This is a genomic window from Pseudomonas sivasensis, assembly GCF_052938085.1.
Map to the genome: position 1 here is coordinate 5,082,777 of NZ_CP176442.1, position 25,870 is coordinate 5,108,646.

Below are 25,870 nucleotides of genomic sequence, written 5' to 3' on the forward strand. Positions count from 1 at the left end.
GCAACGGCAAGTTTCAGGCGGCGCGCGTTTCCATCCCCAGCGCTCGCCGCCTGAAACCTCCTTCACCTTCGGAAGATGCTTATGTCCAAGTTAAAACACGTACTACTGCAATCCGCCGGCTGGCTGTTCTTCCTCAGCCTGCTGATGGGTCTCGCCCTGCTGTTGCCGGCGAGTACGTTCGACTCCGAGTCGAAGAATTTTATTTTCCTGATTGGCGCCGTCGGTATCTGGCGCTATTCGATGGGTGCTACGCATTTCTTTCGCGGCATGCTGTTCTTGTACGTGGTCTACCCGCACCTGCGTCGTAAAGTGCGCAAGCTGGGCAAGTCTGCCGACCCGTCCCACGTGTTCCTGATGGTTACAAGCTTCAGGATCGATGCGCTGACCACCGCGCAGGTCTACAGCTCCGTGATCCGCGAGGCCATCGAATGCGGCTTCCCCACCACCGTGGTCTGCTCGCTGGTGGAAATGTCCGATGAGCTGCTGGTCAAGAGCCTCTGGGAGAAGATGAACCCTCCAGAGCACGTGAAGCTCGACTTCGTGCGCATCGCCGGCACCGGCAAGCGCGACGGCCTGGCCTTCGGTTTCCGCGCCATCTCCCGCCACTTGCCGGACGACCGCGCCGTGGTGGCGGTGATCGATGGCGACACCGTGCTTGCCGAAGGCGTAGTGCGCAAAACCGTGCCGTGGTTCCAGCTGTTCGGCAATGTCGGCGGCCTGACCACCAACGAGTTCTGCGAAGTACGCGGCGGCTACATCATGAGCGAGTGGCACAAACTGCGCTTCGCCCAGCGCCACATCAACATGTGCTCCATGGCCCTGTCCAAGCGCGTGCTGACCATGACCGGTCGCATGTCGGTGTTCCGTGCCAGCGTGGTCACCGACCCGGGCTTTATCGCCGACGTGGAAAGCGACTCGCTGCAACACTGGCGCCTGGGCCGCTTCAAGTTCCTCACCGGCGACGATAAGTCCAGCTGGTTCAGCCTGATGCGCTTGGGCTACGACACCTTCTACGTGCCGGACGCCGCGATCAACACCGTGGAACACCCGCCGGAAAAGAGCTTTATCAAGGCCAGCCGCAAGCTGATGTTCCGCTGGTACGGCAACAACCTGCGCCAGAACTCCCGCGCCCTCGGCCTGGGCGTACGCCGCCTCGGTCTGTTCACCAGCGTGGTGCTGTTCGACCAGCGCGTGTCGATGTGGACCTCCCTGCTCGGCCTGACCGTGGCGATTATCGCCACCTTCAAATACGGCGGCGCGTTCATCCTCGCGTACCTGCTGTGGATCGGTATTACCCGCCTGATCCTCACGCTGTTGCTGTCGTGTTCCGGCCACAAGATCGGCCCGGCTTACCCGGCGATTCTCTATTACAACCAGATCATGGGCGCGCTGGTGAAGATCTACGTGTTCTTCCGCCTTGATCAACAGTCCTGGACTCGCCAGGACACCAAACTGACCCGCGATTTGGCCAGCTTTCAACGTTGGTTCAACACCTGGTCGTCTCGGACCATGACCTTCTCCGCCGGCAGCATTTTCGTCGCCGTGTTGCTGATGATGGTCTGACCCTGCCAAGCCTGAATTAACTAGGAAATCGAAAATTATGAACAGCCAAGCAAACGTCAATGTTGTCCACGAATCCGAAGCCCAACGCCAACACGCACGGGTAAAAATCCCGGCCAAATTGCGCTTCTTCGGCAATGACGGCAAACCCACCGAAGCGCGGGTTCTGGACCTGTCCGCCGGTGGCCTGGCATTCACTGCAACCCAACCGCTCAACGTCGGTGAAGTGCACAAGGGCCGCCTGCAGTTCGTGATCGATAACCTCGGTCTGGCGATGGACGTCGAATTGCAGATCCGCTCTTACGACCGCCAGAGCGGCCGTACCGGTTGCCAGTTCCAAAACCTGGAACAGCAGGATATTTCCACCCTGCGCCACCTGATCACCTCGCACTTGTCCGGCGACATCGTGTCCATGGGTGACGTGCTGGCGACCCTGCAACGCGACAACTTCACCAAGGCGCGCAAGGTCAAGGACAGCGGCAGCGGCATGACCGCACTCGGTCGCCTGCGTGCAGTGACGTTCAGCGCGGGGATCTTCATCGTGGGCCTGGCGGCGTTCGGGTTTGTCTTCAAGTCGGTGTACGGCATGTACTTCGTCAGCCACGCCCAGGCCGGTCTGGTCAGCGTGCCGGGTATGAACGTGACGATGCCGCGCGACGGCACCGTGCAAAGCCTGCTCAAAGGTGACGCGATCGCCGCCAAAGGCGCGCCGCTGGCGACCTTCAGCACCAGCATGCTGGATGTGCTCAAGGGCCATTTGGACGAAGACCAGCTGCAACCGGCCAAGGTTGAAGAACTGTTCGGCAAGCAAATGACCGGCACCCTGACCTCGCCGTGTGATTGCGTGGTTGCCCAACAAATGGTCGCGGACGGTCAGTACGCCAGCAAAGGCGATGTGATCTTCCAACTGGTGCCACGCGGCGCTCCGGCCAATGTGGAAGCGCGTTTCACCTATCGCCAGTTCGGCGACGTGCGCCCAGGTACGCCAGTGAGCTTCCAGGTTGCCGACGAAGACCAAGTGCGTACCGGCACCATCGTCAGCAGCACCAGCCTGAACAGCGCCGATCTGTCCTCCGACATCCGCGTACAGATCAAGCCTGATGCACCGCTGGACAGCGCATTCGCCGGCCGCCCGGTGGAAGTCACCAGCGACCGCGGCCCATCGCTGAACTGGCTGATCGATAAAGCCATGGCTGCCGGACTGTAAGCGAGGAGATGCCTGTGATGACGCGCCTAAAAACACCGCAATCCCTGTGGGAGCGGGCTTGCTCGCGATGGGATCAGCGCGGTTTGCCTGACGGACCGGGTCGCCTGTATCGGGAGCAAGCCCCCTCCCACATGGGTTCGGTGGCGTTGCTGGCTATTGCGGTGAGCCTCGCCGGTTGCGCCGGCCTGCCCGACCAACGCCTGGCCAATGAAGCGCTTAAGCGTGGCGACACCGTCACCGCGCAGCAGAATTACCAGCAACTGGCAGACCTGGGTTACAGCGAGGCCCAAGTGGGCCTGGCCGATATCCAGGTAGGCACCCGCGATCCGGCGCAAATCAAACAGGCCGAAGCCACTTACCGTGCAGCGGCAGACACTTCGCCGCGCGCCCAGGCTCGCCTGGGGCGCCTGCTGGTGGCCAAGCCTGGCTCCACCGAAGCCGAGCACCATGAAGCTGAAGGCCTGCTGAAAAAAGCCTTTGCCAATGGTGAAGGCAACACCCTGATTCCACTGGCGATGCTGTACCTGCAATACCCGCACAGCTTCCCGAATGTGAACGCCCAGCAGCAAATCAGCAAATGGCAGGCCGACGGTTACCCGGAAGCCGGCCTTGCGCAAGTGCTGCTGTATCGCACCCAAGGCACCTACGACCAGCACCTGGATGATGTGGAGCGCATCTGCAAAGCCGCGCTGAACACCACCGATATCTGCTACGTCGAGCTGGCCACGGTCTATCAGAAACAAGCCGCGCCGGAAAAACAGGCCGAATTGCTCAAGCAGATGGAAGCCGGTTACAGCCGTGGCACCGTCACCGCCCAGCGCGTCGACAGCGTCGCCCGTGTGCTCGGCGATGCCACCCTTGGCACGCCGGACGAAAAAACCGCCCAGGCCCTGCTGGAAAAAATCGCCCCTGGCTACCCAGCGTCCTGGGTCAGCCTCGCGCAACTGCTCTACGACTTCCCGGAACTGGGCGACGTCGACCAAATGATGAAGTACCTCGACAACGGCCGCGCCGCCGACCAGCCTCGCGCCGAACTGCTCCTGGGCAAGCTCTACTACGAAGGCAAGTGGGTACCGGCCGATGCCAAGGCAGCCGAAGCGCACTTCGAAAAAGCCGTGGGCAAGGAAGTCGCTGCCGATTACTACCTCGGCCAGATCTACCGCCGTGGCTACCTCGGTAAGGTCTACCCGCAAAAGGCCCTGGACCACTTGCTGACCGCGGCGCGAAACGGCCAGAACAGCGCCGACTTCGCCATCGCCCAACTGTTTTCCCAAGGCAAGGGCACCAAGCCCGACCCATTGAACGCCTATGTCTTCAGCCAATTGGCCAAAGCCCAGGACACCCCGCAAGCCGTTGAGCTGGCCACCCAGCTCGAAGCACCGCTGACGCCGGAACAACGCGCCCAGGGCCAACGCCTGGTGCAACAGGAACTGGCCGCCCGCGGCACCCTGGCCCAGAGCACGTTGCAACTGCACGCCCTGGATGAAGAAGACGACGGCGAGGAATCCCTATGAAGCTCAATCCATTCGTCAAGGCCGGTATTGGCCTGACCTTCGCCCTGCTGTGGTCGTGCCCGACCCTGGCCGCGCTGACTGAAGCCAAGAACTTCGGCCTGGAAGTGAAAATCACCGGCCAGTCCGAAGATGACCGCGACCTGGGCACGCAAAAAGGCGGCGACGTCAACGGCGTCGGTATCGACCTGCGCCCTTGGATCTACGGTGAAAGCGGCAACTGGAGCGCCTACGCCATGGGCCAGGCGGTTGCATCGAGCGACATCATCGAGACCGACACCCTGCAACAGTCGGCCGACGACGAAAACCAGCAAACCACCAACAACGACCGCAAGACCAAGAAGAACTACTTGGCGATGCGCGAATTCTGGGTCGGCTACAGCGGCTTCACGCCCTACCCTGGCGAGATCCTCAAGCTCGGTCGCCAACGCCTGCGCAATGACGACGGCCAATGGCGCGACACCAACATCGAAGCGCTGAACTGGACCTTCGACACCACCTTGCTCAAAGCCAACGTGGGCGTCGCCGAACGCTTCAGCGAATACCGCACGGACCTCAAGGAACTGTCGCCTGTCGACAAGGACCGCCAGCACCTCTACGCCGACGCCGCTTACCAGTGGACGCCAGGCCATTGGATCGGCCTGCGCGGTCATCACACCCATGACAACGGCAAGCTCGACTACCCGGAACCGGGTCAACCCACCGACTCGTTGGACAAGCGCGAAAACGGCGACCTGACCTGGCTCGGCATCGAAGCCAACAGCGACGCCTACAACTGGCGCAACACCAACACCGTCAACTACTGGGCAAGCGTGACGGGCATGCGTGGCGACCGCGACAAGGTCAACGCGTTGAAGTCCGACGGTTCGAGCCCTGATCAGGCCAAGCGCAGTGACAATCTCAGTGGCTGGGCCACCGATATCGGCGTGCGCCTGCGCCTCGACCCGCAGTGGCAAGTGGGTGCGGCTTACTCCCGCGCCAGCGCCGATTACGAGCAGAACGGCCTGCAAAGCAACCGTTCGAACTGGACCGGTACTCAGTCCCGCGTGCACCGCTTCGGCGAAGCGTTTCGCGGCGAGATGAACAACATGCAGTCCATGAGCCTGTTCGGGTCCTGGCAGTTGCGCGAGGACTACGACGCCAGCCTGGTGTACCACAAGTTCTGGCGCGTGGATGGCAACAAGCCGGTGAGCAGCAACGGCATTGCCGCGCTGGATAACACCACCGACGCCGCCGGTGACATCGTCGCCAGCACCTCCTTGCCACTGGCCGACGGCAAAAAAGACCTCGGTCAGGAGATGGACCTGGTCGTCACCAAGTACTTCAAGAAAGGCCTTCTGCCCGCCGCGCTCAGCCAGTCGGTTGACGAACCCTCGGCCCTGGTGCGTTTCCGTGCCGGTGTGTTCAAACCGGGCGACGCTTACGGCAGCAAAGTCGACTCCTACATGCACCGCGCCTTTGTCGACGTGGTCTGGAAATTCTGATGGGAGCCTGCGCAATGAATGCTCAAAGCCTACTCGTCGCGGCAATGCTGATGGCCAGCGCCACAGCGTTCGCCGATACGGCGGCCAAGGCGCCGACCATCGCCAAGGAACTGCAACAGGCCAAGACCTACACCATTTCCAGCCCGCCTACGGCGCCGCTGGAAATGGCCAAGCCGACCCTGCCGGACCTGTCGGGTTACACCGCCGCCGCGATGGAAAAGAAGATCGTGCGCAGCAAGCCCGGCAAAATCAGCATCCGCCGCATGATGCAGGAAGACGCCCTCAAGGACTTTATCGGCGGCGACAACAAGATGGCCGAATGGGTGGTGCGCCAACACGGCATTCCACAGGCGATCTTTGTCGACGACGGCTACATGAACCTCAAGGACTTGCTGGGTAAAGTGCCCAAGCAGTACTTCAGCGAAACCTCGCCGGGTGTGTTCCTGGCCAAGTTGCCGATCGTGGTCGGGCGCAAAGGCATCCTGGACATCGATAACAAGACCCAGGAGCTGCGCCTGTCCCAACAGGCCGGTTCGTTCCTGATCAACGACGGCCAGTTGTTTGTGCGTGACACCAAAATCACCGGTTGGGACGAAAAGGCCAACGGCCCGGCGCTGTTCAAGTCGCCGAAGGAATTCCGCCCGTTCCTGCTGGCCTGGGGCGGCACCGAGACGTACATCTCCAAGACCAAGATGGCCAGTTTCGGCTACGCCAACAGTAAGTCGTACGGGGTGAGTATTTCCCAGTACACGCCGAACATGGCCAAGGTGCTCAAGCGCCCTGAACCGACCGGCTGGATCATCGACTCCGAGTTCTCGGACATGTGGTACGGCTTCTACTGCTATGAGACCACGGGCTTCGTGATCAAGGGCAATACCTACAAAGACAACATCGTCTACGGCATTGACCCCCACGACCGTTCCCACGGCCTGATCATCGCGGACAACACCGTCTACGGCACGAAGAAGAAGCACGGCATCATCATTTCCCGTGAAGTGAACGACAGCTTCATCTTCAACAACCGCAGCTACGACAACAAGCTTTCGGGCCTGGTGATCGACCGTAATAGCGTTAACAACCTGATCGCCGACAACGAGATCTACCGCAACCACACTGACGGCATCACCCTCTATGAGAGCGGCGACAACCTGTTGTGGGGCAACAAGGTGATCAGCAACCGTCGCCACGGCATTCGGGTGCGTAACAGCGTGAACATCAAGCTGTACGAAAACACCTCGATGGCCAACGGCCTGACCGGCGTGTACGGCCACATCAAGGATTTGACCGACACCGACCGCGACATCGCCCTCGACCCATTCGACGCCAAGGTCTCGCTGATCGTGGTCGGCGGTGAGCTGGCAGGGAACGGCAGCGGGCCGCTGTCCATCGACTCGCCGCTGAGCATTGAGCTGTATCGCGTGTCGATGCTGGCGCCGACCAAATCCAGTGGCATCAGCTTCTCCGGCGTCCTAGGCGAACGCCAGGAAGAAATTCTCGACCTGCTGGTACGCCAGCAGAAAGCCGTGCTGATCGACCCTGTCGAACGCCAGACCGAAATGCAGGACTGAGGATGACCCTTATGCACCCACACATGATCAAACTGCTGAGCCTCTCGGGTCTGACCCTCGGCCTGCTCGCGGCCAGCCAGGGCGTACGCGCCGACGAACTGAAGGCACCGACCTTCACCGCCGAACCGTGCTGCAGCCTGTGCCCGGCCGCCCATGACGCGAAGAACTACACCACGCGCTACCAGCAGAACTTCACCACCCTGGTAGAAGCCCAGGGCGACTGGCTGTTCCGTACCCAGGAAGACTTGCGCACCGAATTCGACACCAGCCCCGCCGGCTACAAACGCATGCAACAACTGCACGATGCGTTCAAGGCCAAGGGCGTGGAACTGGTGGTGGTCTACCAGCCGACCCGTGGCCTGGTGAACCGCAACAAACTCAACCCTGAAGAGAAAGCCAAGTTCGACTTCGACAAGGCCCTGGGCAACTACAAAACCATGCTCGGCCGTTTCGCCAAGATGGGCTATGTGGTGCCGGACCTGTCGCCGCTCACCAATGAGCAACTGCCGGATGAACTGCCGGCCCACGATTTCTACTTCCGTGGCGACCAGCACTGGTCCCCATACGGCGCCCAGCGCACTGCAAAAATCGTCGGCGCCAAAGTGCGTGCGATGCCTGAGTTTGCCGATATTCCGAAGCGTGAATTTGAGACCAAGCGCTCCGGGCGCATGGGCAAGACCGGCACCCTGCACAACATGGCCGGGCAATTGTGCGGCACCAGCTACGCGATCCAGTACATGGACCAGTTCACCACCGAGCCCAAGGGCGAAGCCGGTGACGGCGACCTGTTCGGCGACTCGGGCAACCCGCAGATCACCCTCGTGGGCACCAGCCACAGCGGCAAGAACTACAACTTCGCCGGCTTCCTGGAGCAGGAAATCGGTGCCGACATTCTCAACGTGGCCTTCCCCGGCGGTGGCCTGGAAGGTTCGATGATCCAGTACCTGGGCAGCGAAGAATTCCAGAAGACCCCGCCGAAAATCCTTATCTGGGAGTTCTCGCCGCTGTATCGCCTGGACCAGGAGACCATCTACCGCCAGATGATGTCGCTGCTCGACAACGGCTGCGAAGGCAAGACCGCGCAGATGACCGCGAGCACTACATTGAAACCCGGCAAGAACGAATTGATGGTTAACAGTTCGAACAAAGACCTGCGCAACGCCAACCATCAGGTTGATATCCGCTTCGCCGATCCATCGGTGAAAACCTTGCAAGCCACCCTCTGGTACATGAACGGGCGCCACGAGGACATCAAGATCGAGAAACCCGAAACATCCGATACAGACGGGCGTTTCGCCTTTGAACTGCGCACCGATGAAGACTGGGCCTCGCAGAACTTGCTGGCCGTGGAAGTGCAGGGCCCCGAAGCGGGCGCTGCCGCGCAGAAGGTCGAAGCGAAAATTTGCACACGCAACGTATTCCCAAGCGGCGGTCAGAAGACTGCCTCACTCGGGCAATGAGGTTACTTATGCAGAAGTTATGGATTCCATCGTTGCTGGGCCTGGCGATCTTCGCCGGCTCGGTCAACGCCGCCGCCCCACTGCGTCCGCCCCAGGGCTACTTCGCACCAATCGAAGCGTTCAAGACGGGCGACTTCAAGGAAAACTGCGACACCATGCCGACGCCCTACACCGGGCCTCTGCAGTTTCGCAGCAAGTACGAAGGCTCCGACAAGGCCCGCTCCACGCTGAACGTGCAGTCGGAAAAAGCCTTCCGTGACAGCACGGCCGACATCACCAAGCTGGAAAAAGACACCAGCAAACGCGTGATGCAGTTCATGCGTGACGGTCGCCCAGAGCAGCTTGAATGCACCTTGAACTGGCTGGTGTCGTGGGCCAAGGCCGATGCGTTGATGTCCAAGGACTTCAACCACACCGGCAAGTCCATGCGCAAATGGGCACTGGGCAGCATGGCTTCGGCCTATGTGCGTTTGAAGTTCTCCGACTCGCACCCGCTGGCCAATCACCAGCAGGAATCGCAGCTGATCGAAGCCTGGTTCAACAAACTGGCCGACCAAGTGGTAAGCGATTGGGACAATCTGCCCCTGGAAAAAACCAACAACCACTCTTACTGGGCCGCCTGGTCGGTGATGGCTACGTCCATCGCCACCAACCGTCGCGACCTGTTTGATTGGGCGGTCAAGGAATACAAGGTCGGCGTGAATCAGGTCGACGACCAAGGCTTCTTGCCCAACGAATTGAAGCGTCAGCAACGCGCCCTGTCGTACCACAACTACGCCCTGCCGCCGCTGTCGATGATCGCCAGTTTTGCCTTGGTCAACGGTGTTGATCTGCGCCAGGAAAACAACAGCGCGCTCAAGCGCCTGGGCGACAAAGTGCTTGCCGGGGTCAAGGATCCGGAGATCTTCGAACAGAAGAACGGTAAAGAGCAGGACATGAAGGACTTGAAGCAGGACATGAAATTCGCCTGGCTCGAACCCTTCTGCACCCTCTACACCTGCGCGCCGGATGTGGTGGAGCGCAAGCACGGGATGCAGCCGTTCAAGACCTTCCGCCTCGGGGGTGACCTGACCAAGGTCTACGACCCGTCGCACGAAAAAGGCAACAAAGGCAGCTGACGGAACACGGTTAGAAATGTGGGAGGGGGCTTGCTCCCGATGGCGGTGTAACAGTCGCCCTCTGTGTTGAATGACACACCGCTATCGGGGGCAAGCCCCCTCCCACACTTGAACCGCGCTTGCCAGTGAAATTGTTGTACCGCCCCCCGTCTTTTCGTGGGGGGGTTTGGGGGGGCTGCGGCCCTTGACTGTTGGTTAAACATGGAGAGATCGGGATGGTTTTCTCGTCCAATGTGTTCCTGTTTCTGTTCTTGCCGATCTTTCTCGGCTTGTACTACTTGAGCGGGCAACGCTATCGCAACCTGCTGCTGCTGATTGCCAGCTACGTGTTCTACGCCTGGTGGCGAGTGGACTTCCTGGCGCTGTTCGCGGCGGTGACGCTGTGGAACTACTGGATCGGCCTCAAGGTCGGTGCAGCCGGCGTGCGCACCAAGCCGGCCCAACGCTGGCTGCTGCTGGGCGTGGTGGTCGACCTGTGCATCCTCGGCTACTTCAAGTACGCCAACTTCGGCGTCGACAGCATCAACGTGATGATGAAGTCAGCCGGCCTGGAGCCGTTCATCCTGACCCACGTGCTGTTGCCGATCGGGATCTCGTTCTACATCTTCGAGTCCATCAGCTACATCATCGACGTGTACCGTGGCGACACTCCGGCGACGCGCAACCTGATCGACTTTGCGGCATTCGTGGCGATCTTCCCGCACTTGATCGCCGGCCCGGTATTGCGTTTTCGCGACCTGGCTGACCAGTTCAACAACCGCACCCACACCCTCGACAAGTTCTCCGAGGGCTGCACGCGGTTCATGCAGGGTTTCATCAAGAAGGTCTTCATCGCCGACACCCTCGCGGTGGTGGCCGACCATTGCTTCGCCCTGCAAAACCCGACCACAGGCGATGCCTGGCTCGGCGCGCTGGCCTACACCGCGCAGCTGTACTTCGACTTCTCCGGCTACAGCGACATGGCCATCGGCCTGGGCTTGATGATGGGTTTCCGCTTCATGGAAAACTTCAAGCAGCCGTACATCAGCCAGTCGATCACCGAGTTCTGGCGCCGCTGGCACATCAGCCTCTCTACCTGGCTGCGTGACTACCTGTACATCACTCTGGGCGGCAACCGTATAGGCACGCTGACCACCTACCGCAACCTGTTCCTGACCATGCTGCTCGGTGGCCTGTGGCACGGTGCGAACATCACTTACATCGTGTGGGGTGCCTGGCACGGCATGTGGCTGGCGATTGAAAAAGCCATTGGCCTCAATACCGCGCCGCGCAGTTTCAACGTCCTCCGCTGGGCCTTCACTTTCCTGCTGGTGGTAATGGGCTGGGTGATCTTCCGCTCCGAAAACCTGCACGTTGCCGGCCGTATGTACGGTGCGATGTTCAGCTTTGGTGAGTGGTCGCTGTCGGAACTAAACCGCGCCAACCTCACCGGCCTGCAAGTGGCGACCCTGGTGGTGGCGTACGCAACCTTGGCGTTCTTCGGCCTGCGCGATTTCTACACCAATCGTCCTGCTGAAAAAACCAAGCCTGTCGACCCAAGCCTGATCAAGGCGGTACCCGGCGACAACCCCGGCAGCATCCACCAGCCAGGTTTCACCGTTGGCCAGGACGCCGCCGTGCAACCGGCCTACTGGACCGCTGACTGGCCACGCTACGCCATGCGCGCTGCGGTGCTGCTGCTGTTCGTGGCGTCGATTCTCAAACTGTCGGCGCAGAGTTTCTCGCCGTTCCTTTACTTCCAATTCTGAGGGAGCCGACCATGACCCGTTCATTACGCGTCCTCTATATCAGCCTGTTCATGGTGCTGCTGTTGGCCCTGGGCGCCTGGTCGCTGCGTAGCTTCTTTGGCTTCAGCACCAACGCCGAGGCCACGGTGCTCAACGGCCGCTGGACCAAGGCCGTCGAGACTCACTACGACGACGAGTTCCCGATCAAGCGCCTCGGCACCAACCTCTGGGCGGCGCTGGATTACAAGCTGTTCAATGAAGGCCGCCCTGGCGTGGTGCTGGGCCGCGATCACTGGTTGTACAGCGACGAGGAGTTCAACCCCGCCGTCAACGAAGACCAGAACCTGCAAGGCAACTACGCGCTGGTCGAAGGCGTACGCCAGAAGCTTAAAGCCCAAGGCATCCAACTGGTGATGGCCATCGTGCCGGCCAAGGTGCGCCTGTACCCGGAACACCTGGGTGAAGTAAAACCGGCGAGCATCCACGCCAATCTGTACCAGGACTTCCATGCTCGTGTTGCCGCAGACAACATCCCTGCTCCCGACCTGCTCGGCCCGTTGCAACAGGCCAAGCTGAGCGGTAAGCAAGTGTTCCTGCGCACCGACACCCACTGGACACCGGACGGTGCCGAAGTCGCCGCCAAGCAATTGGCCAAGGCGATTGCCGACAAGACCCCGCTCCACGGCGAGCCACAGCGCTTTGTCACCGAGGCTGAAAAGACCGAGCCGCACAAAGGCGACCTGCGTCTGTTCCTGCCCCTGGACCCGCTGTTCGAAAACCTGATGCCGCCCAAAGAACCGCTGGAAAAACGCGTCACGCACCTGGCCGAAACCAAAGGCGACGACGCGCTGTTTGCCGACAGCGAAACCCCCGTGGCACTCGTGGGCACCAGCTACAGCGCCAACCCGAACTGGAACTTTGTCGGTGCGCTCAAGCAAGCCTTGGGCAGCGACGTCATCAACTACTCCGAAGACGGCCACGGCCCGATCCTGCCGATGCTCAGCTACCTGAAAAGTGATGACTTCAAGAACAGCCCGCCACAGGTGCTGATCTGGGAGTTTCCTGAACGTTATCTGCCCGTAAACAACGAAATCGGTGATGCCGACCCCGCGTGGGTTGCGCAACTTAAACAAGCCGGTTCGCGCCAACAGAACATGGCACTGAACACCCCAGCTATTAAAAATCAGAAATCCGAGACGCCCGACCGGGCGCAAAACTGAAAGAGAGGTAACTCACATGACTTTCACTACAACTCCTCGTCGTCTCGCTAAAACCCTGGCTATTGCTGCCGGTCTGAGCTTCGTATCCCTGTCCGCCTTCGCCGGTGGTGATGCCGCGCTCTACGGCCCTACCGCGCCAAAAGGTTCGAGCTTCGTACGTATCTATAACGCCAGCAACCAGGAAGTCAGCGCCACCGTCGGCAACACCAATCTCAACGAGGTTGCGCCACTGGCCAGCAGCGACTTCAGCTTCATGCCGGGCGGTGACTACAGCGCCAAGGTTGGTAGCCAGAGCCTGCCGGTCAAACTCGCCGCCGATCACTATTACACCTTGGTCAACAGCGGCAGCGGCCAACCTCAACTGATCGAGGAACCGCCGTTCAAGAACAAGCAAAAGTCTCTGGTGCGCGTGCAGAATCTCAGCGACAAGGCCCTGACCCTGAAGACCGCCGATGGCAAGACTGATGTGGTCAAGTCGGTGGCTGCCAAAGGCCGTGGCGAGCGCGAAATCAACCCGGTGAAAGTAAGCCTGGCGTTGTATGACGGTGACAAGAAAGTCGGCGATGTGAAGCCGGTTGCGTTGGAACGTGGTGAAGCGGCGGTGCTGTATGTCACCGGCTCGGGTTCGAGCTTGTCGCCAGTTTGGGTCAAGCGCCCGGTGTCGACCCGCTGATTAGCTTTTGAAATTGACGCTCCCCCTTGTGGGAGCGGGCTTACTCGCGAATACGGTGGTTCGGTAACAGATGTGCTGACTGAATCACCGCCATCGGGAGCAAGCCCCCTCCCACAGGCTCTGACCCAATTGATTCAAGGAGAAACACATGATCCCAGTAATCCTTTCCGGTGGTAGCGGCTCACGTCTTTGGCCGCTTTCCCGCAAACAGTTCCCAAAACAATTCCTGGCCCTGACCGGTGAGCACACGCTGTTCCAGCAAACCCTGGAACGCCTGGTGTTCGAAGGCATGGACTCCCCGATCGTGGTCTGCAACAAGGACCATCGCTTCATCGTCAACGAGCAACTGGCCAACCGTAAACTGGAATGCCAACGCATCCTGATGGAACCGTTCGGTCGCAACACCGCGCCGGCCGTGGCCCTGACCGCGATGATGCTGGTCAACGAAGGCCGTGACGAGCTGATGCTGGTGTTGCCTGCCGACCACGTGATCGACGACCAGAAAGCCCTGCAACGCGCCCTGGCCCTGGCCACCGTGGCTGCCGAACGTGGCGAGATGGTGCTCTTCGGCGTACCGGCGACCCGTCCGGAAACCGGCTACGGCTACATCAAGTCCACCAACGATTCGCTGCTGCCCGAAGGCGTTAGCCGCGTGCAGCAGTTCGTGGAAAAACCCGATGAAAAACGCGCCGTCGAGTTCGTCAAAAGCGGCGGTTATTTCTGGAACAGCGGCATGTTCCTGTTCCGCGCCAGCCGCTTCCTGGAAGAGCTGAAAAAGCACGATCCGGACATCTACGACACCTGCGTGCTGACCCTGGAACGCAGCCAGCAAGATGCCGACACCGTGTCCTTCGACGAAGCCACCTTCGCCTGCTGCCCGGACAACTCCATCGACTACGCCGTGATGGAAAAAACCCAACGCGCCTGCGTCGTACCGCTGAGCGCCGGTTGGAGCGACGTGGGTTGCTGGGCTTCGCTGTGGGCGGTCAACGATAAAGACGCCAACGGCAACGTCACCAAGGGCGACGTGGTGATCCAGGACAGCAAGAACTGCATGATCCACGGCAACGGCAAACTGGTGTCGGTGATCGGCCTGGAAAACATCGTCGTGGTGGAAACCAAGGACGCGATGATGATTGCCCACAAGGATAAGGTCCAGGGCGTCAAGCAGATGGTCAACACCCTCAACGAACAGGGCCGCAGCGAAACCCAGAACCACTGCGAAGTCTATCGTCCGTGGGGCTCCTACGACTCGGTGGACATGGGCGGTCGCTTCCAGGTCAAGCACATCTCGGTCAAGCCGGGCGCGTGCCTGTCGCTGCAGATGCACCACCACCGCGCCGAACACTGGATCGTGGTGAGCGGCACTGCCGAAGTCACCTGTGACGAGAACGTGTTCCTGCTCTGCGAGAACCAGTCCACCTACATCCCGATCGCCTCGGTGCACCGCCTGCGCAACCCGGGCAAGATCCCGTTGGAGATCATCGAAGTGCAATCGGGCAGCTACCTGGGCGAAGACGATATCGAGCGTTTTGAAGATATCTACGGTCGCTCGACGCCGGTTGAACGCGGCGTGTCGGTGAAAACTATCGCGCAGTAAAACAGTCGTACAAGAAGCCCTCACCCAGCCCATTGCGTCCCCTATCCGCAGTGGGTTGGGTGGGGGCTTTTTGTTTGGGATTTGCGCTGGCTGTGAGGGCCTCATCGGGGGCAAGCCCCCTCCCACCTTCGACCGTATTCCAAAGGCTGTACGCGGATAAATGCTGGCGGGGGCTTGCCCCTCCCACCTTCGACCGCATTCCAAAGTGCTGTACGCGGATAAATGTGGGAGGGGGCTTGCCCCTCCTACATTCGACCGCACTCCAAAGGCTGTACGCGGATAAATGTGGCCGGGGGCTTGCCCCTCCTACATTCGACCGCACTCCAAAGTGCTGTACGCGGATAAATGTGGGAGGGGGCTTGCCCCCGATGAGGCCGGCACGCCCACCACAGCACTCAAGGTAGCCAATCCCACCTACGCTTAAGTTAGGATGCTCGTTCCCTATTCGAGGTGGTCTCCATGTTCTTCGGCGTTCTCCTGATCATCACCTGGCTGATCCTCCTGCTACGCTACCCGGCCAAGGCCCTTCCGGTTTCTCTTGCTGCCTTGGCAGGCCTGGGTCTCGTGGCCGTTTGGGTGGTGTGGCTGGACAACCGCGAAGCTTCGCAACTGGCCCGCCTTGAACTGCGCATCACCTACGCCCCGCAGGACTGCCCCGCCGACCGCCCGCTGAAACTGACGCTGAACAACGGCAACGACGTGCCGCTGACCGAACTGCGCTGGCGCGTCGCCGCCTATGCGCCGGGCGACACGGTCAACCTGGCCGATAACGTCTATGCTGCCCCGCGCTATCGAGGCCCCGGCGAATTGCAGGCCGGCGCGACTTGGGACGATTGTCTTCCCACCCCACCGCTGCGCCCCGGTTACCGCCCGCAAACCCTGGAATTTCGTGCCGAGCACCTGCAAGGCAGCTTCTCGGACTGACAAAGGACTGATCCATGCCCAACGTACTCATCACCGGATGTTCCAGCGGCATCGGTCGCGCCCTGGCCGATACCTTCAAGGCTGCTGGCTTCGACGTATGGGCCAGCGCCCGCCGCCAGGACGACGTCGACGCTCTTAGCGCCGCCGGTTTCAACGCCCTGCAACTGGACGTTAACGACAGCGCCGCCTTGCAACACCTGGCCGAGCAATGGGGGGAGTTGGACGTGTTGATCAACAATGCCGGCTACGGCGCCATGGGCCCGCTGCTCGATGGCGGCACAGAAGCGATGCAGCGGCAATTCGAGACCAATGTGTTTTCCATCGTCGGCGTGACCCAGGCGTTCTTTCCCGCACTGCGTCGCAGCAAAGGCATGGTGGTAAATATCGGCAGCGTTTCCGGCGTATTGGTCACCCCGTTTGCCGGCGTCTACTGCGCCTCCAAGGCAGCAGTGCATGCCTTGAGCGATGCTTTGCGCATGGAGCTGGCACCCTTTGGCATCCGAGTGATGGAAGTGCAACCCGGCGCCATCGATACAAGCTTTGCAAAAAACGCCGGCGCACAGGCCGAGCTGTTGATCAACGAAAAATCGCCGTGGTGGCCGTTGCGCGAAGGTATCCGTGCACGCAGCCAGGCCTCTCAGGACAAGCCCACCCCGGCCAGCATGTTTGCGGCGGATGTGCTCAAGGCGGTGCAACAACCACAGCCGCCGCGCCTGTTGCGCTCGGGCAACGGCAGCCGGGCGTTGCCGTTGATGGCGGCGTTGTTGCCCAAGGGGTTGCTTGAGACCGTATTGAAAAAGCGCTTCGGCTTGGCCGGAAAGCTTTAACCCTTCATAAAATCAATAAACGCCCGCACTTTCAGGGGCAGGTGCCGCGTGTCCGGATACACCCCATAAACCCCCTGTGGGGCGAAACGATGGTCTGCCAGCAAGCGGATCAATCGCCCAGCCTCCAGGTCATCCTGTACCAGCCATTGCGGCAGGACTGCCACTCCATGGCCGCGCACGGCAAAAGCCTGGAGCACTGCTGCGCTGTCGGCCACCAGTGCAGCGGGCCCGGTGCGGAACTGATGCTCGCCACCCGAAGGGTCGGTCACGCTCAGTTCCGTCAAACGGCCATGGCCCAGCTTGGGCATGTGTTCCAGCTCATCCAGCGTTTGCGCCCCGGCAAGCGCTGGCGCCGCTACCGCAAACACCTCGAACGTCGACAACTGCACCGCGCGATGATTGGAATCCAGCAGCCGCCCCAATCTTATTGCCACATCAAAGCGCTCGGAGATCAAATCCGCGTGAGTGGAGGATGTGGATAAGTGAATGTTCAAGTCCGGGTGCTGGCTGCGGAAAGCTTCCACCGCCGGGGCAACCACGGCCAGCGCATATTCCACTGTGGTGGTGATGCGCAGGGTGCCCTTGAGCTGGGCATGCTCCGAGCGGGCTTCTTCCACGGCCAATTGCGCTTCTTCGAGCACGCGTGTGCAACGCAGGTAGAAGCGTTCGCCGGCATCGGTCAGCGCCAGCTGACGGGTGTTGCGGGTCAGCAAGGTGACGCCGAGTTCAGCTTCCAGGCGCTTGAGGTTGAAACTGACCACGGCGCGGGTCTGGCCCAGTAGATCGGCCGCTGCCGTGAGCGAACCGGCCTCGACCACGGCCTTGAACGTATCGAATCGGTCCAGGCTTACCATCAGCCGGGCTCTCCTTTGTCAAAATATTTTTGACAAAGTAGCAGCCAAAGCGGCGTATCCCAAACCCGCCGTGACGCCTACCCTGCCGGCCTCTCTTGCAGGATCGCGCCCATGACCTACCCCTCGAAAGTCACCTGGATCTTTTTACTGGGCTTTGCCCTCGACCTGGTGAACATGTTCGTCGCCACGGTCGCCTACCCGGATATCGCCCGCGAATTGCACGCCTCGGTCACACAATTGGCGTGGGTGGGCAACGCCTACATGCTTGGCCTCACCGTGATTATTCCGTTCAGCGTATGGCTGGCAGCCATGATGGGTGAGCGCGGCTTGATGGTCGTCAGCTTGCTGCTGTTTGCCGGGGCTTCGGTAATGGTGGGGCAGGCGAGTTCGATTGAAGCGCTGATCGGTTGGCGTTTATTGCAAGGGTTGGGCGGCGGCCTGTTGATTCCCGTGGGACAGGCGATGGCTTATCGGCATTTTCCTCCCGCAGAGCGCAGCCAACTCACGGCCAGGGTGATGTCGGTGGCGCTGTTGGTTCCCGCACTGTCACCGGCGTTGGGTGGGTTGATTGTCGACAGCCTCTCCTGGCGCTGGATCTTCTATGCCAACCTGCCGCTGGCATTGATCACCTTGCTGCTCGCACAGCTGTGGATAAAACCCGACACCCCCACGCGTGTACGTCCCAAGCTGGAGGTGAGCCGTATTTTCAAACAGGTCAGCAGCCCTATGCTGCGAATCGCCATGCTGGTCTATTTGTTCATTCCCGGCGTGTTCATCGGCACCAGCCTGATCGCCATCCTCTACCTTCACGACCTTGGATACGACGCCACCCAAACCGGCGCGCTGATGCTGCCTTGGGCAATGGCCTCGGCACTGGCGATTTTCCTCGGCAAAAAACTGTTCAATCGCTGTGGGCCAAAACTGTTGCTGATGGCGGGCATGGCGCTGCAATGCAGCGGCATTCTGGTGTTGAACGAACCGGCCCTGATTATTCCGGCCTACGCCTTGATGGGCCTGGGCGGCAGCTTGTGCAGCAGCACGGCACAGACGCTGGCGTTTCTCGACATCCCCGCCGAACGCATGGGCCACGCCAGCGCTTTGTGGAATATCAATCGGCAAATCAGCTTTTGCCTGGGCGCAGCCGCACTCAGTGCGCTGTTGTCGGCCTTGGATTCTTACGCCTTAACCTTCACGATTGCAGCAGCCTTGACCCTGCTGCCTCTTTTTGCAGTGCTGCGCCTGGATGCGTCCAGGGTCCGCACATTGCTCCACCCTGCCAGTGAGTCTCCCTGATGATCGATTACAGCGATTTTTTTGAAGAAGTGATCCAGACCCACGTCGAGATCGAGCAATGGTTTGCCGGGGTTGCGCCAGAAGGCACCCTGCAAAACCTGCTTGCGCGCTTCTCGCCCGAGTTCAGCATGATCGCCCCCGCCACCGGCACACGCGTCAATGCCGCCGGGGTCAACGCGCTGTTCACTCGCCTGGGCGGAATGCGCGCGGGATTGAAAATCACCTTGAGTGAAATGACCGGGATTGACCGACATGCGCGCGGGGCCACGGTGACTTATCGGGAGCTTCAGGTGGATGACAGCGGTACTAGGACCGATCGCCGCGCGACCGTGGTGTTTGAGAAGCAGGCGAGTGGCGCGCTGTTGTGGCGGCATTTGCATGAAACTTATGTAGCGCCATGAAATAACTCACAGGCCTGCTCCTACAAAAAATAGCGAACGGCCCGACATCATTACCAGGAAACTATCCCCAGGATCTTTCACCTCTGTCTACTCACAGGTGAAAGGATGCCAAGCGATTTCCTGCGAAGCGGGGTGCCGGATGCGCACACCACAACTCGCCAGCGACTGACCAGCCTGCTGGACCTGCCCAAACTGTATCGAACCATTGATGCCGACCCGACCATCGTCGGGGCAGGTGTGGTGCATATCGGCAGCGGCTATCAGGTGACGGTGCTGCGCGAGTTTGTGCCGCTGTGCAGCATCAGGCCTAAGAGGGTGATTCTGCGGGAAGTGGCGCGGCCGGTGATGACTGCCGATGAGTATGCGCAGTGGTTGGCAAACTCACCGCGCGAGTCGCAGCTATGGCGCGAGGCAGCGGGGATGGCCTTGGCATGCAGTGGGGCTGTGATTGGGATTATCGTTGCCAAGGTAGGCATCGCGTCAGCGCCTATCAGTGCAGGTTCCAGCCTTGCAATTACTTACATTGCTTATACCGCTGCAGCCGCCAGTGCTTTGCAATGTGGCAACGGCATATGGAGAACCTACAAAGAACTAACCAACCCATCTGAAAACGACTATTACGACAGCCTTAGTTGGTATCAGGCAATGACCGTAGCCTTGGATGGCATTTCTTTGGTGGGTGCGGGCAGCACGACATTTGTCACGGTAAAGACTGTCATGACTATCAAAAATACGACAGGCCGCAACCTGACCGACATTTTGAGGCGTATGAGCCGACAGGAACGCGCAAAGCTGACATACGAAGTTCTGCGCCTGCAGAACCCTCGTCACTCTGGCGAAATAATTCGGTTAAAGCAGTTGGCCGGAACACTCCCCAAGCGCTTCAACAACGGCCAGTTACGCCAAGACCTTCTCATTCAACTCTCCGATCAGGTGGGTGCCGCTCTGGCAGTTACCGGCAGCGGCCTGTCCGGAAATATCAACCCTATTGTTATCGGCATTTATGAAGAGTTCAGCAGCCATGAACAATGACATCAACACCCTGCAAGATCCCCGAACGTTAACTCGATACACCCGACGTTTTGCATTCACTGTGGGTATGGGGGTCTCAATGAACTTAGTCAGCATTTCAGGCAACCTGTCACATAGCCTGTCGTATTACGCCCGAATAAATTATCTCCCTGTCGAATATGCGGTCGTGGCAAGCATGGCACTGCTACTGGCCATGTGCATTGGCCTGACCTTGGTGGCGGTGGGGTTTCGCTCTGGGCCGCCACTGCTTGCAGGCGTCGCGGCACTGAACGCCTTGCTTTCAGCAGGCTACTTGGGAAACAACCCGGTTACTTTGTTTGCATTATTTCCATTACTTCAATCGCTGTTCTGCCTGCTGATTTTAAATACAAGAAACCACCGCCGATTCGTCAGCATGCTGCGGGTCAAACGTCGAAGAAAGTTCAGAGCGAACGCAAAAACCTGAAGCGGTGCCCAATCTGCCTATCAACAAAAATCGAATGTGGGAGCCCCCTCCCACATTTCAGTTCGGCGTTTGGTTAACGATCACGGTGCAGGTGATGCCCGCCGCCAACAAAACGCCTTCCGGCACTTCATCAATGTGAATTCGCACCGGCACGCGCTGGGCCAGGCGCACCCAGTTGAAGGTCGGGTTCACATCGGCGATCAGCTCGCGGCTCTCGGGGTTGTCACGGTCGTAGATGCCTCGGGAGATGCTTTCTACGTGGCCCTTCAACGTCTCGCCGCTCATCAACTGCATATCGGCTTTGTCACCGACGTTCACATGGGGCAGCTTGGTTTCTTCGAAGAAGCCATAGACCCAGAACGAGTTCATATCCACCACGGCCAGCTTGGCTTCACCGATGCGCGCGTAGTCGCCACGATGCACGTTGAGATTAGTGACGTAGCCATCCACCGCCGCCACGACCTGGGTGCGTTTCAAGTTGAGTTCGGCCGCTTCGAGTTGTGCCAGCGCGTGCTGGTAATCCGCCAGGGCCGAGTCGGCGATGTTGCTGGCGTCGTCGCGGTTTTCCTTGGAAATCACCAAGGCGTCGAGGTCGGCACGGCGGTGGGCGTTGACCTTGCGCATCTCCCAGGTGGCTTTGCGCGAGGCCACCAACGATTGCGCTTGCTTGACCGCAATGCGGTAGTGCTCGGGGTCGATCTGCATCAGCAGGTCGCCCTTTTTGACCAATTGGTTATCGCGCACGGGCACGTCGACCACTTCGCCGGTAACGTCCGCCGCGACGTTGATGATGTCGGCGCGTACCCGGCCGTCGCGGGTCCATGGGGTTTCCATGTAGTGCACCCACAACGTGCGGCCAATCCAGATCGCCAAAGCCAATACCAGCAGGGTCGCAAGCAGGCTGAAAAACTTTTTCATCGGGGCATTCTCAACGGTAGACGGTCAGCGCCAGGGCGCCGAACAGGCAAACGAACAGGCTCAGGCGCAGCAACGCCGGGTGCCAGAAAAAACGGTACAGGTCGAAGCCGGCCAAGAAGCGGTCCAGCGCCCACGCCAGGCCTGCGGCGATCAGGAACATCAAGGTCATCGTCGGCATGTAGAGGCCGTGGAACGCGATTTCACGGGGCATGGGGGGATCCTTTAAGGGCCGCCAGCGGCGATTGCGGGTCGAGCAACGAGGTGCGGATAAAGTGCAGGTAGCTCTTCACCCGGCGCAGCGCCGAGGTGTCGAAGTGTGGGGCGAAGGGTTCGTCGGTGGCCTGCACGCGGCTGATCGCGTGGTCGACGGCGATCAGGCCGCGCTCCAGATTGCTCGCGCTGGGTTGCAAGAACAGCCGCACCAGCGAGCGGCCCATCACGCGGATCGCCTGGCGCCACGGCTGGGACTCGGCATACGCCGGGTGCACTGGCAGGATCGCTTGTTCCTTGCGCAACTCGATGATCGCGTGACCGACTTCCAGCACAACAAACATCCAGCGCAGCAAATCACGTTGTACCTGCGGCTGACCGACGGCGAGACCATAGGCTTGGTGCAACAGGTCACGGGTGCGGCTTTCAAAACTCGACGCCAACCCCTTGAGCTTGCCGCTGATCGCGTACACCACCTGCTCGCGCAAATCCTGCTCCAGGCGGCGCCACAGCCAGCGGCTGTTGGGCGGCAGGATGATCGCGCCGGCGGCCGCACACACCAGCATGCCGATGATCATGGCGATGTAGTCGTTGATGAAGGTATAGGGGTTGTAAACCGTGAGGTTGTCCGGCACCGAGCCCGTGCTGAAGAAAATCAGCAGGCCCACGCCAACGCCTGCGTACTGCGGGCGTGAGGCGAGGAAAGCACCGAGGATGATCACCGGCGCGAGCATCACGCACAGCAGCGGGAAGCCGTCGATCCACGGGAACACGAAGAACATTTCGACAAAGCCCACCAACGCGCCGATCAAGGTGCCGCAGGCCATCTGGAACGCCATGCGTTTCGGGTTGGGCGTGGCGGCTGACAGGCCGACGGTGGCGGCGGCAATCAGGGTCATGGTGGCGCCGCTGGGCCAGGCGGTCGCCACCCAATAACTGCCGAGTACGATCAGGATAAACGACGCACGAATCCCCGAAGCGGCGCAGGCCAGCCAGTTGGTTTTCGGCGTGTAGGCTTCGTCCCAGTCTTCCCGCGCATGGCTGTGGTCGGCCAGTGAGGCATGGGTTTGCGCGTAGTTGTGCAGGTCGTCGACGAAGCGGTAAAGCAACTCGTAGGCGGTATGGAAATCCAGTTGCTCGGCCTCAGTGGGCTCACCTTCCTGGAAGGCCGTGCGCAGGCTGCGTACCTTGGCCGGCAGGCCGTCTTTGTAGGCCGACAGTTGGTTGACGAGGCGTGCCGCATCGGGGCTGGTTAATGCGCGACCGGAGAACCCATCGAGCACTTCGGCAAGGTCCTGCAGGCCGGGCTTGATCGCCGCCGCCACGTGATCCGCAGCATCCGTGCGCAGCCGTTCGAGCAACTGGTGCAAGGCATTGAAGCGCGTGGTGATGCTCATGAATTCGCTGTTGAGGCGACTGAGCCGGCCATTGCGCCGGCGCATATGCGGGTCTTCGAACACGGTAACGCTGCGCAGCCCTTCCAGGCCCACGGCTTCGGCGATGAAGCGCACGTTGCTGGCCTCGAAGCCTTCACGCTGGCTGCGCCCGCGCAAGCCATCGGTGACGAACTGCGCGAACACCCCGAAGCGCTGATACAAGGCATTGCGCATGGCGGCGCTGGAGGTCTGCGGCAGAATCGCAGCGCTCACCAGCGTGGAGCAGATAATTCCCAGGGAGATTTCCAGTACTCGCCAAACGGCCGCCATAAAGGCGCCATCCGGATGGGCCAGCGCCGGTAGGCCAACCATCGCCGCCGTATAACCGGCCAGCACAAACCCATAGGCGCGGAAGTTACGGTTGCGCGTCGCACCGGCGGTGCAGATGCCGACCCAGATCGCCAAGGCGCCCAGAAACAGTTCGGTGTTTTGCGCAAACAAGGCGATCAACAACACCATCACCGCCGAGCCCGTCAGGGTGCCGAGGAAGCGGTAAAAGCTCTTGGCGAACACCTGGCCGCTCTGCGGCTGCATCACGATAAACACGGTGATCATCGCGGTGCGCGGTTGCGGCAACTCCAGGCGCATGGCCAGCCACAGAGTGAGGAACGCGGCGATCAACACCTTGAAGATGTACACCCAGGTCACGCCGTCGCTGCGTGCCCAGTCGAAAAAACCACGGCGCCACTCAAGGGAATGCAGCCAGCGCAGCGGTGCAGGCAAGGGAGTCATTACAACCTACTCAGTGATCGAATACGGCGAGGGCCGCCGGGGTTTTGCTCGGGAGGGTCTTGGCGTCCTGCGGTGCGTCCTTGCCTGCTTCGAGGCCACCGCCCAGGGCGGTCACCAGCTCGGCGTGTGCGCTCAAACGCGCGGCCTGGACCTGCTGCTCGATCTGTTGCTGGCGAAACAACAGGGTCTGGGCGTTGAGCACATTGAGGTAATCGGTGAGGCCGCGCTGGTAGGCGATCATCGCGATGTCATAGGTTTTCTGCGCCGAGGCCACCGATTGCGCGGCGAAGCCTTGTTGCTTGTCCATGGATTCTCGGCGGATCAACTGGTCGCTGATGCCCTTGAGCGCATTGATCAGGGTCTGGTTGTAACGAGCAACGGCGATGTCGTAACCGGCGCTGGCTTCACCCAACTCGGCACGCAAGCGGCCGCCGTCGAAGATCGGCAAGGTGATCGCCGGACCGACGTTGTAGTTGAATTTCTTGCCCGCCAGAAACTCCAGCATGCCGCCGCCGGTGGCCATGTAGCCGAGGCTGCCGACCAGATCCACGTTGGGATAAAAACCCGCGTGAGCCACATCGATGCCACGGGCCTGGGCCGCCACTTGCCAACGGCTGGCGACCACATCCGGGCGCTGGCCGAGCAACTGCGCAGGCAGGGTGGACGGCAGTTTCAGTGGCGCGGCAAGGGACAGGCTCGGCCGTTGCAACTGCGCGCCCTCCCCCGGGCCTTTACCCGCCAAGGCCGCCAGTTGGTTACGGCTCAGGGCGATTTCTTCGTCGAGGGCGTCCAGTTGGCGGTGGGTTTCCGGCAGCGGGGTTTCGGCCTGGCTTACATCGAAGTGGGTGCCGATCCCGGCATCAAGGCGTTTGTTGGCCAGGTCGAGGATCTGCTGTTGCTGGGCCAACGTAGCGGCGACGATATCGCGGTTGGCGTAGTGCAACGACAGCTGGATATAGGCGCGCACCACGTTGTTCTGCAATTCCAACTGGGCCTGGCGCGCCTCGGCAGCGCTCATGTGCGCCAGGTCGACGGCACGCTCGGTGGCGTTGCTTTCGCGGCCCCACAGATCGAGGGCGTAGCTCAGGCCCAAGGATGAGTTGTTATCCCAGGTGTTGGCGCCGCTCAGTTCGCCGGGGCCGTAGAACTGATCCTTGGGCCAGTTGTGGCGCTTGAGGGTGGTGTCGCTGTTGATCTGCAACGACTCGGCCGACTCGGCAACCCCGGCCATCGCCCGCGCTTCTCGCACCCGCGCGGCGGCGATGGCCATGCTCGGGCTGCTGTGCGTGGCGAGTTCGACCCAATGGTTGAGTTGCGGGTCGCCGTAGGCTTGCCACCATTGTGCGGTGGGCCAATGGGCGTCCTGGGCGGCGCTCTGGATCGCTTCGCCGGTGGCCAGGGTATTGGCGTTCAACGCGTGGCCTTGGGGGGCGATTCCTCCGGTTCCGATGCAGCCGCTGATTGCTAACGATAAGGCCCAAACACTGAGAGTCTTCAGCTCTCTGCTGATGCGACGCGGCACGGCAAGCGAATTCCTGAGGTGGTGATGCGGGGAAGGTGGCGCAATTCTAGGGGGCGGGAGGAATGGCGATAAGCTGGCATTCCTGTGAATCTTTGTTACCGTTCAAGCGATAATCCGTTGGTAGGGATCACTGGACGGCGTAACTTTC

Annotated in this window: 22 protein-coding genes; 17 read left to right on the top strand and 5 right to left on the bottom strand. The window is 60.6% G+C overall.

Features of this window, described 5'->3' with window-relative positions; translation table 11 throughout:
* The first annotated feature begins 81 nt into the window (after positions 1-81).
* From alg8 to ACKZ62_RS23510, 13 genes are all read left to right on the top strand, one after another.
* On the top strand, positions 82-1,563 hold the full coding sequence (alg8, locus tag ACKZ62_RS23450) for a mannuronan synthase (RefSeq protein WP_032886367.1): 1,482 nt from the start codon (positions 82-84) through the stop codon (positions 1,561-1,563).
* 37 nt (positions 1,564-1,600) lie between these two features.
* Entirely contained in the window at positions 1,601-2,767 is a 1,167-nt protein-coding gene (locus ACKZ62_RS23455) for an alginate biosynthesis protein Alg44 (protein WP_032886365.1), read from the top strand.
* Positions 2,768-2,898: 131 nt separating this feature from the next.
* Positions 2,899-4,281, top strand: a complete 1,383-nt coding sequence (gene algK / locus ACKZ62_RS23460) for an alginate biosynthesis TPR repeat lipoprotein AlgK (protein ID WP_032886363.1) — start codon at positions 2,899-2,901, stop codon at positions 4,279-4,281.
* Entirely contained in the window at positions 4,278-5,762 is a 1,485-nt protein-coding gene (locus tag ACKZ62_RS23465) for an alginate export family protein (protein ID WP_447095892.1), read from the top strand. The genes algK and ACKZ62_RS23465 overlap by 4 nt, the downstream gene beginning before the upstream one ends.
* Positions 5,762-7,330: a mannuronan 5-epimerase AlgG gene (gene algG / locus ACKZ62_RS23470; protein WP_032886358.1), complete on the top strand. Its 1,569-nt coding sequence runs from the start codon at positions 5,762-5,764 to the stop codon at positions 7,328-7,330. The genes ACKZ62_RS23465 and algG overlap by 1 nt, the downstream gene beginning before the upstream one ends.
* A gap of 11 nt (positions 7,331-7,341) precedes the next feature.
* Positions 7,342-8,790, top strand: coding sequence for an alginate O-acetyltransferase (locus ACKZ62_RS23475; protein ID WP_447096978.1), 1,449 nt, complete (start codon positions 7,342-7,344; stop codon positions 8,788-8,790).
* Between the two features lie 8 nt (positions 8,791-8,798).
* Positions 8,799-9,908, top strand: coding sequence for a mannuronate-specific alginate lyase (locus ACKZ62_RS23480; RefSeq protein WP_081797682.1), 1,110 nt, complete (start codon positions 8,799-8,801; stop codon positions 9,906-9,908).
* Between the two features lie 215 nt (positions 9,909-10,123).
* Entirely contained in the window at positions 10,124-11,656 is a 1,533-nt protein-coding gene (locus ACKZ62_RS23485; protein ID WP_447095893.1) for an MBOAT family O-acyltransferase, read from the top strand.
* A gap of 11 nt (positions 11,657-11,667) precedes the next feature.
* Entirely contained in the window at positions 11,668-12,855 is a 1,188-nt protein-coding gene (locus ACKZ62_RS23490) for an alginate O-acetyltransferase (RefSeq protein WP_032886354.1), read from the top strand.
* Between the two features lie 16 nt (positions 12,856-12,871).
* Positions 12,872-13,528, top strand: a complete 657-nt coding sequence (locus ACKZ62_RS23495) for an alginate O-acetyltransferase AlgF (protein WP_032886353.1) — start codon at positions 12,872-12,874, stop codon at positions 13,526-13,528.
* A gap of 148 nt (positions 13,529-13,676) precedes the next feature.
* Complete coding sequence (locus tag ACKZ62_RS23500; RefSeq protein ID WP_032886351.1) at positions 13,677-15,128, top strand: mannose-1-phosphate guanylyltransferase/mannose-6-phosphate isomerase; 1,452 nt, start codon at positions 13,677-13,679, stop codon at positions 15,126-15,128.
* Between the two features lie 459 nt (positions 15,129-15,587).
* A complete protein-coding gene (locus ACKZ62_RS23505) occupies positions 15,588-16,052 on the top strand; it encodes a multidrug transporter (protein WP_447095894.1) in 465 nt (154 codons plus the stop codon).
* Positions 16,053-16,066: 14 nt separating this feature from the next.
* Positions 16,067-16,879 carry an SDR family oxidoreductase gene (locus ACKZ62_RS23510; protein ID WP_447095895.1) on the top strand — a complete coding sequence of 271 codons (813 nt, stop codon included), beginning with the start codon at positions 16,067-16,069 and terminating at the stop codon, positions 16,877-16,879.
* Here the strand turns inward: ACKZ62_RS23510 and ACKZ62_RS23515 are convergent.
* Entirely contained in the window at positions 16,876-17,733 is an 858-nt protein-coding gene (locus ACKZ62_RS23515) for a LysR family transcriptional regulator (protein WP_032886347.1), read from the bottom strand. The two genes, ACKZ62_RS23510 and ACKZ62_RS23515, sit on opposite strands and share 4 nt — an antisense overlap.
* Before the next feature lie 111 nt (positions 17,734-17,844).
* On the opposite strand from ACKZ62_RS23515, the gene ACKZ62_RS23520 reads away from it, so the two are divergent.
* The 4 genes from ACKZ62_RS23520 to ACKZ62_RS23535 all read left to right on the top strand — a co-directional run bounded on the left by ACKZ62_RS23520 (position 17,845) and on the right by ACKZ62_RS23535 (position 20,904).
* Positions 17,845-19,026: an MFS transporter gene (locus ACKZ62_RS23520; RefSeq protein WP_447095896.1), complete on the top strand. Its 1,182-nt coding sequence runs from the start codon at positions 17,845-17,847 to the stop codon at positions 19,024-19,026.
* Positions 19,026-19,427, top strand: coding sequence for a DUF4440 domain-containing protein (locus tag ACKZ62_RS23525; protein ID WP_447095897.1), 402 nt, complete (start codon positions 19,026-19,028; stop codon positions 19,425-19,427). Before ACKZ62_RS23520 ends, ACKZ62_RS23525 begins: the two co-directional genes overlap by 1 nt.
* 105 nt (positions 19,428-19,532) lie before the next feature.
* Positions 19,533-20,459: an Ssp4 family T6SS effector gene (locus ACKZ62_RS23530; RefSeq protein ID WP_050442824.1), complete on the top strand. Its 927-nt coding sequence runs from the start codon at positions 19,533-19,535 to the stop codon at positions 20,457-20,459.
* Complete coding sequence (locus ACKZ62_RS23535) at positions 20,449-20,904, top strand: hypothetical protein (protein ID WP_233896964.1); 456 nt, start codon at positions 20,449-20,451, stop codon at positions 20,902-20,904. The genes ACKZ62_RS23530 and ACKZ62_RS23535 overlap by 11 nt, the downstream gene beginning before the upstream one ends.
* A 57-nt stretch (positions 20,905-20,961) precedes the next feature.
* On the opposite strand, the gene ACKZ62_RS23540 is transcribed toward ACKZ62_RS23535, so the two are convergent.
* The 4 genes from ACKZ62_RS23540 to ACKZ62_RS23555 are packed head-to-tail and all read right to left on the bottom strand — an operon-like array spanning position 20,962 to position 25,722.
* Positions 20,962-21,822 carry an efflux RND transporter periplasmic adaptor subunit gene (locus ACKZ62_RS23540; protein ID WP_122680340.1) on the bottom strand — a complete coding sequence of 287 codons (861 nt, stop codon included), beginning with the start codon at positions 21,820-21,822 and terminating at the stop codon, positions 20,962-20,964.
* 10 nt (positions 21,823-21,832) lie between these two features.
* The gene (locus ACKZ62_RS23545; RefSeq protein ID WP_032886341.1) at positions 21,833-22,033 is read right to left on the bottom strand and encodes a DUF1656 domain-containing protein; all 201 of its coding nucleotides are present in this window, start codon (positions 22,031-22,033) and stop codon (positions 21,833-21,835) included.
* Entirely contained in the window at positions 22,023-24,200 is a 2,178-nt protein-coding gene (locus tag ACKZ62_RS23550) for an FUSC family protein (protein ID WP_032886340.1), read from the bottom strand. The genes ACKZ62_RS23545 and ACKZ62_RS23550 overlap by 11 nt, the downstream gene beginning before the upstream one ends.
* Before the next feature lie 10 nt (positions 24,201-24,210).
* Positions 24,211-25,722: an efflux transporter outer membrane subunit gene (locus ACKZ62_RS23555; RefSeq protein ID WP_447095898.1), complete on the bottom strand. Its 1,512-nt coding sequence runs from the start codon at positions 25,720-25,722 to the stop codon at positions 24,211-24,213.
* Positions 25,723-25,870: the final 148 nt, after the last annotated feature.